At 30.5% G+C, this 14073-nt stretch carries 14 protein-coding genes and 1 other annotated feature; of the genes, 1 reads left to right on the top strand and 13 read right to left on the bottom strand.

Annotation, left to right across the window (positions count from 1 at the left end):
• From O0R46_RS04020 to xseA, 6 genes are read right to left on the bottom strand one after another with little or no spacing between them, the layout of a single operon-like run.
• Nucleotides 1-876, bottom strand: coding sequence for a TlyA family RNA methyltransferase (locus tag O0R46_RS04020; RefSeq protein WP_269312297.1), 876 nt, complete (start codon nucleotides 874-876; stop codon nucleotides 1-3).
• Nucleotides 877-900: 24 nt separating this feature from the next.
• The gene (gene dxs / locus O0R46_RS04015; protein WP_269312296.1) at nucleotides 901-2823 is read right to left on the bottom strand and encodes a 1-deoxy-D-xylulose-5-phosphate synthase; all 1923 of its coding nucleotides are present in this window, start codon (nucleotides 2821-2823) and stop codon (nucleotides 901-903) included.
• A gap of 12 nt (nucleotides 2824-2835) precedes the next feature.
• A complete protein-coding gene (locus O0R46_RS04010; RefSeq protein ID WP_269312295.1) occupies nucleotides 2836-3270 on the bottom strand; it encodes a divergent PAP2 family protein in 435 nt (144 codons plus the stop codon).
• Between the two features lie 13 nt (nucleotides 3271-3283).
• Entirely contained in the window at nucleotides 3284-4171 is an 888-nt protein-coding gene (locus tag O0R46_RS04005) for a polyprenyl synthetase family protein (protein ID WP_269312294.1), read from the bottom strand.
• Nucleotide 4172: 1 nt separating this feature from the next.
• Nucleotides 4173-4382 carry an exodeoxyribonuclease VII small subunit gene (gene xseB, locus O0R46_RS04000; protein WP_269312293.1) on the bottom strand — a complete coding sequence of 70 codons (210 nt, stop codon included), beginning with the start codon at nucleotides 4380-4382 and terminating at the stop codon, nucleotides 4173-4175.
• 1 nt (nucleotide 4383) lies between these two features.
• On the bottom strand, nucleotides 4384-5652 hold the full coding sequence (gene xseA / locus O0R46_RS03995; protein ID WP_269312292.1) for an exodeoxyribonuclease VII large subunit: 1269 nt from the start codon (nucleotides 5650-5652) through the stop codon (nucleotides 4384-4386).
• Nucleotides 5653-5863: 211 nt separating this feature from the next.
• On the opposite strand from xseA, the gene O0R46_RS03990 reads away from it, so the two are divergent.
• Nucleotides 5864-6328 carry a low molecular weight protein-tyrosine-phosphatase gene (locus O0R46_RS03990; RefSeq protein WP_269312291.1) on the top strand — a complete coding sequence of 155 codons (465 nt, stop codon included), beginning with the start codon at nucleotides 5864-5866 and terminating at the stop codon, nucleotides 6326-6328.
• Between the two features lie 101 nt (nucleotides 6329-6429).
• On the opposite strand, the gene ileS is transcribed toward O0R46_RS03990, so the two are convergent.
• The 7 genes from ileS to O0R46_RS03955 form a co-directional block, all read right to left on the bottom strand.
• Complete coding sequence (gene ileS / locus O0R46_RS03985; protein WP_269312290.1) at nucleotides 6430-9558, bottom strand: isoleucine--tRNA ligase; 3129 nt, start codon at nucleotides 9556-9558, stop codon at nucleotides 6430-6432.
• Between the two features lie 86 nt (nucleotides 9559-9644).
• Nucleotides 9645-9852, bottom strand: a binding site (T-box leader).
• A gap of 115 nt (nucleotides 9853-9967) precedes the next feature.
• On the bottom strand, nucleotides 9968-10615 hold the full coding sequence (locus O0R46_RS03980; RefSeq protein WP_269312289.1) for a DivIVA domain-containing protein: 648 nt from the start codon (nucleotides 10613-10615) through the stop codon (nucleotides 9968-9970).
• A 42-nt stretch (nucleotides 10616-10657) separates the two neighbouring features.
• Nucleotides 10658-11446 carry a YlmH family RNA-binding protein gene (locus tag O0R46_RS03975; protein ID WP_269312288.1) on the bottom strand — a complete coding sequence of 263 codons (789 nt, stop codon included), beginning with the start codon at nucleotides 11444-11446 and terminating at the stop codon, nucleotides 10658-10660.
• A 7-nt stretch (nucleotides 11447-11453) separates the two neighbouring features.
• Nucleotides 11454-11711, bottom strand: a complete 258-nt coding sequence (locus O0R46_RS03970) for a YggT family protein (protein WP_269312287.1) — start codon at nucleotides 11709-11711, stop codon at nucleotides 11454-11456.
• A gap of 12 nt (nucleotides 11712-11723) precedes the next feature.
• On the bottom strand, nucleotides 11724-12221 hold the full coding sequence (locus O0R46_RS03965; protein ID WP_269312286.1) for a cell division protein SepF: 498 nt from the start codon (nucleotides 12219-12221) through the stop codon (nucleotides 11724-11726).
• Between the two features lie 30 nt (nucleotides 12222-12251).
• Nucleotides 12252-12953 (bottom strand): YggS family pyridoxal phosphate-dependent enzyme, encoded by a 702-nt coding sequence (locus O0R46_RS03960; RefSeq protein ID WP_269312285.1) that lies wholly within the window; start codon nucleotides 12951-12953, stop codon nucleotides 12252-12254.
• A 107-nt stretch (nucleotides 12954-13060) separates the two neighbouring features.
• Nucleotides 13061-14071 (bottom strand): NAD(P)H-dependent glycerol-3-phosphate dehydrogenase, encoded by a 1011-nt coding sequence (locus tag O0R46_RS03955; RefSeq protein ID WP_269312284.1) that lies wholly within the window; start codon nucleotides 14069-14071, stop codon nucleotides 13061-13063.
• Nucleotides 14072-14073: the final 2 nt, after the last annotated feature.

Below are 14073 nucleotides of genomic sequence, written 5' to 3'. Positions count from 1 at the left end.
CTACTTATCAAGTGTATGTGATCGCTCTACTAATGATATAATTACTTTCTTTAAAGTATCTATATTTGATTCATATTTTTTAAGCATTGATTTATCTTCTATATATTCCTGTAATCTTTCTTCTTGATTAGCATCTAGTATTGAATCTACTTTTTCTAAATATATTAGATATTCTATATTTCCTTCTGGGCCCTTTATAGGTGAATAATCCAAATCCAGTATATCAAATCCAAGCATACATGCTTGATTACAAACTCTTTCTATTACTTCTATATGAGTTTTTGGATCTCTTACGACGCCTTTTTTCCCAACTTTATCCTTACCAGCTTCAAACTGTGGTTTTATTAAAGCTACTATTCTACCGGAATCTGTCAATATTTCCCACGCCTTTGGTAATACAAGCTTAAGTGATATAAAAGAAACATCTATAGATGCAAAATTGGGCCTAGGGTCTATAGTTTCAATATCCAAATGTCTAATATTTTGTCTTTCCATACAAATTACTCTTGAATCTTGCCTTAATTTCCATGCCAATTGTCCATATCCTACGTCAACAGAATATACCTTTACAGCACCATTTTGAAGCATACAGTCAGTAAAACCTCCTGTAGACGCTCCTATATCCATACATACAGCACCATGTAAATCCAGATCAAAATTATTTAAAGCTTTTTCTAACTTTAATCCTCCTCTACTTACATATGGCATTTTCTTGCCTTTTATTTCAATTTTGGCATCTTCATTTATATTTGTTCCTGCCTTATCAACCCTTTGGCTGTCTACAAAAACATCTCCTGCCATTATAGTCCTTCTAGCCTGTTCCCTACTTTCAAAAATTTTTTTCTCAACTAGAAGAACATCTAATCTCTTCTTCATAAATCATCGTCCCATCTCAATATCTTAGATATTGCTTTTAATTCCACTAATAGCTTTTTCTATTGCCCTTGAAGATAAACCTATTTCTTCTTTTAACTCATCCACAGATCCATGTGCAACAAAAGCATCCGGTATTGCTATTTTAATTAATTCTTTATATACATTGTTTTCTGACATTATTTTTTCAATATTACTTGAAAAACCACCAGTTTTGACATTATCTTCAACACTAATTACAATATCAGCATCTTGAATAGCATTTATATAAATCTCTTCATCCATAGGTTTTAGATATCTTGCATTATATATTTTAAATGAATAATCATCACTTGTTTTCAATATATTAGCTACTGCTTGACAGACATCATCCAACATATTTCCTATAGAAAATATACATACTCTCTTTGTAGAATCGATGAATACGTCATAGATTTTCTCTGGTTTACCTATTGTATAATAACTTAATTCCTCTGATTCATACTCGTCAATAAATTCATACTTGCTGGCTTCAAATTTATATTCGTTGCCTCTTGGATACCTAATAGCTACAGTTGAATCTATTCTCTCAGATAACTTTATCATATTTATCAATTCTTCAGTATCTTTAGGTGCCATTACAGTAATATTAGGTATTGGATTTAGATATGATAAGTCAAATTGACCATGATGAGTCTCTCCATCATTACCTACCAAACCAGCCCTATCTATCAAAAAAGTTACTGGTCTTGAGTTAATAGATACATCATGTATTAGCTGATCATAAGCTCTTTGTAAAAATGTTGAATAAACAGCAAAATAAGGCTTCATTCCCATTTTAGATAGCCCCGCAGCAAAAGTTACCGCATGTTGTTCTGCTATTCCTACATCAAAATATCTATTAGGATGTCTTTCTTCAAAATAATTTAATCCTGTGCCTGATGGCATAGCAGCAGTAATGGCTACTATTTTATCATTATAGCCTGCCATCTGGCTTAAAGTTTGACCAACTACCGCAGATATAGATCTTTTAGAAGATGATTCTACACCTACCTTGTAATCAAATTTGCCAACACCATGATATTTCTCTGGTGTTAGTTCTGCATATTTATATCCCTTACCCTTTACAGTCTTTATATGAACGAATTTTGGACCATCTATATATTTTAGACACTCAAAAGTTTCTATTAACTCACTCAAATCATGTCCATCAATAGGTCCTATATACCTAATTCCCATAGCATCTATCAAACCACACTCCTGCGGTGATATTGAAGATATTAATGTCTCTGTAAGTTTATTTGCCTTTTGAGATATTTTACCACCTACCTGCGTCATGTTCATTATCTTATCAATTCTATCTTTAAAAGACAAGGTATCAGTATTGTGTATTATTTTAGACATATATGCGGAAAAAGCACCTGTATTTTTATCTATAGACATTTCATTGTCATTAAATACAACTACCATATTTTTTTTCAAAAATCCCAAATTATTCATAGCTTCCATGGCCATTCCGCCAGTAAAAGCTCCATCGCCTATAATAGAAATAACATCATAGTCTTCATTTTTAATATCTCTTGCAACAGCCATTCCTAAGCCTGCAGATACAGATGTTGAGCTATGACCAGTATCAAACATATCATACTCACTTTCACATTCTTTTGGAAATCCTGATAGTCCTTTATACTGTCTAAGTGTTGAAAAGTTTCTTTTTCTCCCAGTAATAATTTTGTGTACATATGTTTGATGACCAACATCCCACACAAACTTATCTTTTGGACACTCAAAAACCTTATGTAAAGCCAAAGTCAACTCAACTACTCCTAAATTTGAAGCTAAATGCCCCCCTGTATTAGATACATTCTTTACTAAAAATTTTCTAATATCCTTTGCCAGTATTTCTAATTCTTTAATATTAAGTTTTTTTATATCATTAGGCGAATTAACGCCATCTAAAAAATTATACATAAAATCACCTTTTTAAAATATAAGGCCAATTGCAATTCCTAAAATTGCCCCCGCAAAAACTTGCTTTTGCGTATGACCTATTAATTCTTTTAATTTCTCATGCTCGATTGGTTTTTTTTGTTGCCAATCTTCAACCAGTCTATTTATTATAGCTGCCTGTTTACCAACCGCCTGTCTAACACCTGAGGCATCATACATTATAATACATGAAAATACAGCTGATATAGCAAATATATCCGATGCAAATCCATATTTCATACCAACCATGGTAGACATACAAGTAACCAAAGAACTATGTGAGCTAGGCATACCTCCTGATATTACTATCCTACCTACATCTACTTTCCTTACACCACCTGTAAACATCTTTAAAAATTGAGCCATAAAACATGAAAATATGCTGACCCAAAGAATTCTATTAGTAAATATATCTACTAAATTTTCCATTGTTACCCCCGTATTATTTATCTCTTGCTATTATATAATCTGCTAGATTAGTCAAGAACTCTGCATTTTCACCAAATATTTCAAGTTCTGACTTAGCATTTTCAATAAGTTTTTTAGCAATTTTTTTAGACTCTTCCATTCCAATTATTGAAGGGTAAGTAGATTTTTCATTGTCTATATCACTACCTATATGCTTACCTAATATTTTTTCATCTCCCTCTATATCCAAAATATCATCTATAATCTGAAATGCTAATCCTATATTATTTGCATAGTTACTTAATGCCTCTAGTTTCTCTTCACTGCTATCTGCTAAAATTGCTCCTGATCTTATTGATCCTACAATCATAGCAGCAGTCTTATTTAAATGGATAAAATCTAATTTATCCTTGTCAATTTTTTTGTTTTCACTTTCAACATCTACAACCTGTCCACCAATCATTCCATAGATACCAGCACCCTTTGATATTTCATAAGCAGCCCTTAAAGAGTTTTCTGGCTTATCATATTTTAAGCTTCCTTCCAGCATTATTTGAAATGCATGATTTAATAATGCATCTCCAGCCAGTATTGCCATAGCTTCTCCATATACCTTATGATTAGTTGGCTTTCCCCTTCTTAAATCATCATTATCTAGTGCTGGCAAATCATCATGCACTAACGAATAAGTATGAATCATTTCTATAGCTATTGAATATGGTAAAAATCTATCGTCTTTACCACCACATAATCTATATGTTTCCATAATTAATATTGGTCTTAATCTTTTCCCACCTGCCATCAAACTATAATTCATTGCTTCTATAACTGATTTTTGATAACCTTCTTCTTTTGGTGCAAAAATTCTTATTTTTTCCTCTATATATTTACTCTTTTCGCTTAAACTAGCTTTAAAATCCATATTACACCTCTACTTCTTCTTGCATTTCATTAAATTTACTTATCTTAAGCTCTGCCTGATTAAGCATTTTTGTACAGTGTTTGTATAGATGTATTCCCTCTTCATATAGCGATAAGGATTCATCTAACTTTATATTTCCATCTTCTAATTTTTTTAGAATTTCTTCCATTTTATTGTACGCCTCTTCATATGATAAATTTTCAATTTCCATATTAGCTCCTCTTTATCTTATCTATAACCTTACAATTTAAGTTGCCGTCTTTTAAGACTATATCAATTAAATCATTTTTTTCTACATCACTTATCGTTTGTATTGTTCTACCATTTTTTTCTGCTACTGAGTACCCCCTATCCATTACAGAGAATGGATTCAAATTTCCTAGACCCATAGCTATTAAATTAATTTTTTCCTTATTCAACTTAATAAACATATCTATGTTATTAGTTAATTTCTCCTTTATCTTATCTAGATCTATATTTCTTTCATAAATTTCATATCTTTCTATATGATTTGATATATTTTTTATATTTGTCTTTAGAAGTTGCCTTTCAAAAATAATATTTTTTTCTATTTTTGAAGAAATAGAATTGATACTTGATTTTAGTAACTGCCTTTCATATTTTGCTTTTTGACTTACATTATTAGATATTCTCTGCATTAAAATATTTTGTTTATTTATCAATGTTTTAATATCTGGTGTAGCAATCTCTGCTGCTGCTGAAGGTGTAGGAGCTCTCATATCAGACACAAAATCACATATAGTGAAATCAGTTTCATGTCCTACTGCTGAAATTACTGGTTTATTACATTCAAATATCTTTCTAGCAAGCTCTTCATCATTAAATGACCACAACTCTTCTAAGGAGCCTCCACCTCTTCCTATTATAATAGTATCAATTTCTTCTCTTTTGTCCATAAATTCTAGGGCTTCAATTAATGATTTTGCAGAATTTTGCCCCTGAACTAATACTGGATATAACTTTATATTTACCTTAGGATATCTTCTAGTTATAACATTTATTATATCTCTGATTACAGCACCTGTTGGAGATGTAATCACACCTATATTTTGTGGAAATTTAGGTATTTGTTTCTTATGGCTATGACTGAACAGACCTTCTTTTTCAAGTTTAGCTTTTAGTTTAAGAAACTCAATGTATAAATTTCCCATTCCCTCTACTTCTATCTTATTAATATATAATTGATAGGCACCATCTCTTTCATATACATTTATACTGCCACTTGCAATTATCTTTTGTCCATTTTCAAGTTTTATATCTTTATCATAATATCTTTTAAGTATAACGCAATTTACCTTAGTTTTTTCATCTTTTAAAGACAAATATACATTTCCAGAGGAATGAACTTTTAAATTTGATATTTCTCCAGAAACTTTGACATTAGATAAAATAGGATCATCATTTAAAAGTTTTTTCATGTAATTGTTTAATTCCCATACTTCTAATGGCCTAATTTTCATACTTCACCTCAAATTTACATAAAACTTCTAACTTATATTATAACATATAAGTTTTATTTTATCTCATTTTTGAATATCAAGATTTTCTAAATTTTAATTTATTTAAATTGTAAATTTAATGATATTCTAGTAATATAAGAATTAATAATTTAAATTTGACCTTTATAATATCATTTACTATAATTATATAAATAATTATTAGGAGGTTTGTATGTATAAAATACTTTTTGTTTGCCATGGAAATATTTGTAGATCACCAATGGCAGAAGCCCTATTTAAGGATATAATAAAGAAAAACAAAATAGAAAATGACTTTTACGTTGATTCTGCAGCTACTTCTTATGAAGCAATTGGAGAATCCGTTCATCATGGAACTAGAGATAAGCTTGCTGACTATGGCATTTCAGTAGATGGAATGTACTCAAGAAAATTAAAGAAAATCGATTTTGATGACTTCGATTATATTTTGACTATGGATAAAAATAATATGAATAATATAAAAAGAGAATTTGGTTCATATGATAAGACAAAGGTTATTCAATTTTTATCATTTGCAGGCAATAATAGAGATATAGCTGATCCTTGGTATACTGGCAATTTTAATCAAACCTATGATGATATTTTAGAATCTTGTTTAAGTTTTTTAAAATACCTAGGTTATAATATTAAATACTAATTTATACAAAAAAAGTCCCACACATATGTGTGGGACTTTTTTTGTATAAGCTACTCAAAAGTTTCTATTTTAATTATACTTTTAAATAGAAATTTACAAAATTAAACTCTTACAACTTTTATTCCAGTTTCATGGTCATTTAATTTTTGCTTTTCTAAATCATCTTCTACTTTTTCAATCTTTACAGCAAGTGTTTCTGACTTGATATATTCTTCAAAAGTATTTATTGCTTCACCTACTTCTTGATCTCCATTATAGTAGATATTGATATTATCTAGCACTTCAAATTCACTTGATTTTCTAAGTTGCTGAATCTTAGATATAAATTCTCTAGCTAGACCTTCCTTTACTAACTCATCACTTAATGTAGTATCTAGGATTACAAACATGTTATTTTCCATTGCTACATTAAATCCTTCCTTAGAATTTATTTGAACAATAACATGTTCCTTGTTAAAAGTAAAGTCTTGACCGGCTACTTCTACTGTAATTTCCTGACCTGATTCAAGTGCATTTACAGTTTCATGAGCTTCTAGCCCTGCCAATACCTTACCAAATGCATTTACATTTTTACCAAGTACAGGTCCCAATACCTTAAAGTTTGGCTTTAATGTGAAGTTCATATACTGACCTAAATCTTTAACAAAGTGAACATTTTTTACATTTAGTTCTTCTTTGATTAGACCAACAAGGTCACCCATTGTAGATTCAAACTTACCATCTATCAATACTTCAGCTATTGGCTGTCTTACTTTTATCTTTGAATTTTCTCTAGCAGCTCTTCCAAGAGTTACAAGATTCTTTGTAAGATCCATCTTAGTTTCTAGCTCTTCATCTATCAATTCAGAATTACATTTTGGATAATCAGCACAATGAACTGAATATTCACCAGTCAAGTTTCTATATATTTCTTCAGATAGATACGGTGCAAATGGTGCTATCATTTTTGAGAAATCAACTAGTATTTCGTAAGTTGTATTGTATACTGATTTCTTGTCTTGATCTAATTCAGTTCCCCAGAATCTTCTTCTAGATCTTCTGATATACCAATTTGATAAATCATCATTTAAGAATTCAGTTATTCTTCTAATAGTCTTATTTATTTCGAATATTTCAAGATTCTCTTCTACTTCTTTTTTCAAGTTGTTGAATTTTGAAAGTATCCATCTATCTAATTCTGGTCTATCCTTGTACTCAACAAAGAAGTCATTTGGATGTATACCATCTGTGTTTGCATATAAAGTGAAGAATGTGTAAGTATTTTTATATGTTCCTACAAACTTAGACATAATTTCCTTTAAACCATCTTCATCAAATCTAATCGGAGTCCATGGTGGAGATACATATAATAGATACCACCTTAGAGCATCTACACCATATTTATCAAACATTTCAAATGGATTAATAGTATTACCCTTTGACTTAGACATTTTCTTACCATCTTTATCAAGTACCAAATCAGTTACAAGAACATTTTTGTAAGGAGCTTTTCCTGTTATATATGATGATACAGCTAATAATGAATAAAACCATCCTCTTGTCTGATCTATACCTTCGCATATATAATCTGCTGGGAATAGTTTATAAAAATCTTCCTTGTGTTCAAATGGGAAGTGCCATTGTGCGAAAGGCATTGATCCAGAATCAAACCAGCAATCTGCAACTTCAGGTATTCTTGTCATTGAGCCACCACATTTTTCACATCTTAGATGTACATTATCTATATGAGGTCTATGAAGCTCTATAGTCTTTGGATCAACCTCTTCTATTGCTAAATCTGCTAATTCTTGTCTTGAGCCTACAGATACCTGATGATCACACTCTTCATTATCACATTTCCATACTGGAAGTGGAGTTCCCCAATATCTAGTTCTAGATATTGCCCAATCCTTTAATTCTTCTAACCAATTTCCAAATCTTCCTTCACCAACAAATTCTGGATACCAATTAACTGTCTTATTATTTGCTATTAATTTATCCTTTAACTTTGTCATTTCTATATACCAACCTGGATTAGCATAGTAAATTAATGGAGTTCCGCATCTCCAACAATGTGGATAATTATGTTCCATTTTTATTTTTGAGAATAATTTATTTTCAGAAGCTAGATATTTTATTATTTCAACATCTAAGCCTTCTTCCATTACAAATCTACCTTTCCATGGCGTAGCAGTGAATTTTCCTTCTGAATCAACTGGCTTTACAAATGGCATACCATATTTCCTACCTGTATTGTAGTCATCTTCACCAAATGCTGGTGCAGAGTGAACTATTCCAGTACCATCTGAAGTTGTAACATAGTCTGCACAGTTTACGAAAAATGCCTTTTTGTCTACCTCTACAAATGGCATTAACTGTTCGTATTCCATGTATTCAAGGTCTTTTCCCTTTAGGGTTTCAAGTATTTCATATTCACCTTCGCCTAAATGTTTGTCAGCTAATTCTTTAGCTATATAGTATATTTCATCATCTTTTTTAGCTCTTATATAATCAACTTCTGGATTAACTGTAAGAGCAACATTTGATGGTAGTGTCCAAGGAGTTGTCGTCCAAGCTAGGAAATATTCATTTTCTGTCCCTTTTTTCTTGAATTTTGCTACAAGTGTATTAGTCTTAACTTCCTTGTAACCTTGAGCTACTTCGTGTGAAGCAAGCCCTGTTCCACACCTTGGACAATATGGTAAAATTTTATGCCCTTCATATAATAAACCATCTTTATTAAATTTATCTAATATCCACCATAGTGTTTCTATATAATCATTGTCTAGAGTGATATATGGATTATCTAAATCAACAGCATATGCCATTCTTTCAGTCATATCTCTCCACTGCTTTTCATATGTGAACACAGAATCTCTACATCTGTCGCAAAATTCTTCAATACCGTAGTTTTCTATTTCTTTTTTATCCGACAGACCTAATTCTTTTTCAACTTGCAATTCAACTGGTAAACCATGTGTATCCCACCCTGCTTTTCTTGGTACTCTATAACCATTCATAGTTTTGTATCTACATACCCAGTCTTTTAATGTTCTAGATATTACGTGGTGTATACCAGGATTTCCATTTGCTGTTGGAGGACCTTCAAAGAATACATATGTAGGATCATTTTTTCCTTTTTCTAATACTCTTTCAAGAATATTATCTTCCTTCCATCTCTTTAATGTTTTTTCTTCTGACTGTGCTATACCACTGTCATCTAATTTTCTGAAGACTTCTTTATTTTCCATATAATTCTCCTTCCTATTCTTTTCTTAAATAATAATTTGTATAATTTCTAATATATTTTTATATAAAAAAACTCGTCACCTTGCATGCAAGGGACGAGAGAAATCGCGTTACCACCCTAGTTCCTGAAAATTTTCAGACACTTGATAGTCTATATCGGGACCAACCGGTCAGCTTAATAAAATTCAGCTTTCTGCTCAGAAGTGATTTTCACATATAACATCATATATCGGCTCACACCATACCCGATTCGCTTGATACTATTTATAAGTTACTGTCTTCATCAATGCTTTAATTTATATAATTATATCTTGTTACTGATTATATTTCATTTAAATAGATTCGTCAAGCATTTTTATAATTAATTAATATTTTTTACTCCAGCTTAATCTTTTTAACATAAAAAATAACTTATTTAATATTAAATATATCTTCTGGAGATCCTACTTCATTGTCATCTGGTTCACTTATTTCATTGAAATCTTCTTCTATGTCTAAGTTCATTGATTTTTCTTCTTCATCTTGAACTTCTTCTAAAGCTTGCATTCTCATTGTTCCACCAGCTTCTAACTGTGCAGATATATCAGCTTTTTCAAAATCTTTTTCTGCATCAACATCTCTAAATATATCATCTATATTCTGTAGCTCATCTTCTAACAATGATTTAAATTTAATTCTAAATACCTTGAACTCTTTCATTAAAGATTCATATTCATTTCTTATTTCAACTACTCTATTATTAGCTTTATCTACAATCTGTCTAGCTTGTAATTCGGCTTCTTGAACTATTATTCTAGCTTTCTTATTTGCAGCATTAGTAGTATCTTCAGCAGCACTTTGTGCTGTTATTAATGTTTCCTTTAATGTTTCTTCAATAGAAGAGTACTTACTTACTTGATCCTTATACATAGCAAGCTTTTCTTTTAATGACTCATTTTCTTTGAAGATTGCTTCATAATCTACACTTAACTCCGCTAGAAAAATGTCTACCTCAGATTCACTATATCCTCTAAAACCCTTTTTAAAATCTTTTGCTGCCACTACATCTGGTGTTATCATTTTAAATCACTTCCTATCTATAAATTTTATACATTAGCGAATTTATTTAAATATCTTAATTCTAACTCTTATCTTACCTTTTTTACTAAGTCCATCACCTATATTATCTATAATAAATTTGCCTTTTTTTCTAACAGAAATAAGGGAACTTTCTGAAATAATTTTAGACGGACTATCAATTTTCTCATAGTCAACAAACACATACTCCGATGTAATATATTTTAATGCATCTGACCTAGATAAGTCAAATGCACCTGCAATTATATTATCTATTCGTAATGAGCTAACTGAAAACTGTTTATCAATGTATTCTTGTTTTGGAATAAGTATGTCATTTTCTCTAATCTTACTCAATTTTATTCTATTATGTGAGACTCTGTCAAAATTGTATATCAAAAAATCTTCTATATCAGAATCAACTATCATTTGACAAAAATCACTATGAACTAGTAAATCACCAATTTTTTCTCTTTTTATTCCTAAAGACATCAAAGATCCTAAATATGACCTGTGACTAAGCGTTGAAAATTTAAAATTACCATCTGCTCTTAAAAATGATAGTGGCAATTTCTGATCTTCTGGTTCTAAATAGTATGGATATACATATATAATTGCTCTTTGAGCATTCTCATATCCGCCTAATATCTTGTAGGACAAATCTCTATCTGAATTTACTATGGCTATAGCATTTTTTATTTCAAATGGATTTAAAAACTCACTGTGTTTTGGTATATGAGTTTTTAAAACGTTGTTACATATATCAACGATTTTGTACATTTTTATTTTTAATTCATCATCTCTTATATGTCTTGTTAATATATCTTTTCGCATAGTATTCCTATAAAAATCTAGCTATTAAGTTGCTGATAATCACGAGTACAAATATTGCTATCATAGGCGAAAAATCAAGAGGTCCACTTGAATATTTACCCATTATACGCCTTATTGGCGTCTCTATAGGACTAGTAAACTCATCTAATATTTCATACGCCTTTGAGTACATTGCACCTGGAAACCATGACATCAAAGATTTAATTATAATTGCCCAAATAATAATCTGTATTAAATAGTGCAATGCTACTTTTATTACATACATTTGTCTACCTCATTATTTACTGTTCTGCCAAGGAAAAATCGCTTTACTTTCTAATTCCTTTTTTATATTTGCATCTATATCAACATTTTTAGGAGCTAAAATAAATATTGATTTTGAAACTCTCTGTATATCTCCATCCAATACATATACAGCACCATTCATAAAGTCAAATATAGATTTCTTTGTGTTTTGCTGTGTCATGCTTTCTAAATTAACTATTACAGTTTTTCTAAGTCTAAGATGATCTGCTATAGTAGCTGCATCATCATATACCTTAGGCTCAACTATAACTACTTTCATCTGATTATGACTTTGGTATTCTGGTACTCTGTTAGAAGAAATACCTGAATATGCTAAGTTATTTAAATCATCATCAAACTCATCGTAATCATTTTCATAATCTTCTACTTCATCATATTCATCATACGCTTCGTATTCTTCTTCTGAATGGTCCTCATCAATTACCATCCAATTCTTTATTTTTCCCATTTTTTCCTTAATACCTGCCATATTATACCTCCTAAATACCATGCTTTTATATTAGACATTGTAATTTCTTTTTCCAAATAGTGATGTACCTATTCTAACAATAGTTGCACCCTCTTCAATGGCAATTTTATAATCGCCACTCATACCCATTGATAACTCAGTCATATCAATATTGTGTATTTTCTCATTTTCTATTTTTATAGATAGATTTTTTAATCCTCTAAATATTTTTCTGATTTCATCTTCCTCAACATCATAAGGTGCCATAGTCATTAGGCCCTTTATTTTAATGTTTTTATAATTTTTAGAACACTTTTTAATAAATTCTACGGCTTCATCAGGATCTAGACCATGCTTTGATTCTTCACCTGAAATATTTACTTGAACCAAACAATTTATGGTTCTGCCAATATTTTTAGCCCTTGCATCAATTTCTTCAGCTAAGGATACCCTATCTAAAGAATGTATAAGTTCAACTTTATCAATAATATACTTGACCTTATTTGACTGTAGGCTTCCTATTTGATGCCACTTTACTTTATCTCCAAGTATTTCATATTTTCTTTTTAACTCTTGTGGCTTATTCTCGCCAACTTGTGTAATACCATAGTTAATAGCATCTTCTATAATATCTACATCCACCGTTTTAGTAACAGCTAAAAGCATGACATCATCAGGATTTCTTCCTGACTTTTGACAGACTTCTACTATAGATTTTCTTATATTTTCAATGCTTTCTTTGATATTAGTCATTTATACACCTACTCTCATTGTAGACTGAGCACAATTTTACATAATAATATTATAACATAGTATCTAGTTTTTTGTACAGAATTCCTTATTTAATTAATAAATAATTATTATAATACTAATTTATTTTCATTTTCATGTTTTTTTGCTCTACCCATCAATTCCTTTATAGATTCATTCGGATCTAGTCCCATATGTATCGTTTTATATATTGCATTTGTAATTGGCATATCTATATTTAAATCTTGGGCCATATTATATACCGCCTCTGTTGCAGTTATTCCCTCTACAACCATTTTTATTTCTTTTTTAGTTTCTTCAAGGGATTTTCCCTTTCCAATTAATATTCCAGCTCTTCTATTTCTTGAATGCATACTAGTACATGTGACTACTAAATCGCCAACTCCAGTAAGTCCTAAAAAAGTACTTACATCAGCTCCCATTTCCTTACCGAATCTACATATTTCATTTATACCCCTCGTAATTAGAGCGGCCTTTGAGTTATCTCCATAACCCATTCCATCTAAAATACCTGCACCAAAAGCAATTATATTTTTTGTAGCACCGCCCAATTCAACTCCTATTAAATCAGTATTAGTGTATACTCTCAAGTATTCATTCATAAAATAATCCTGTACTATTCTTGATATTACAATATCTTTTGAAGCTGATACTAGTGCTGTTGGCATATTAACAGATACTTCTTCCGCGTGAGATGGACCAGAAAGCATACAGTACGGATTATTTGGCAATTCTTCTTCACAAATTTGTGATATTCTTTTGCCTGTATCGTATTCTATACCTTTTGCTACATTTATAAGTATTTGTTTTTCATTTACTATATCTTTTATCTCTTTGCATAGGAATCTTATTTTTTGTGATGGTAAAGCCAAAACAATTAGTTCAGAATCAACAACGGCTTTTTTTATATCACATGTTGCCTTTATCTTACCCGAAAGTTTTATTTTTGGTAAATAACTTTCATTAGTGTGCTCATTATTTATCTCATCTGCCTGTTCTTGTCTTCTTGTCCAAATAAAAACATCATTATTATTTGAAGCCAATACCATAGCTAAAGCACTTCCCCAGCTTCCAGCTCCCAATACACAAACTTTATTCATAA

Source organism: Peptostreptococcus equinus, assembly GCF_027125355.1.
GTDB classification, from domain to species: domain Bacteria; phylum Bacillota; class Clostridia; order Peptostreptococcales; family Peptostreptococcaceae; genus Peptostreptococcus; species Peptostreptococcus equinus.
This window is presented reverse-complemented; position numbering and strand designations above follow the sequence as displayed.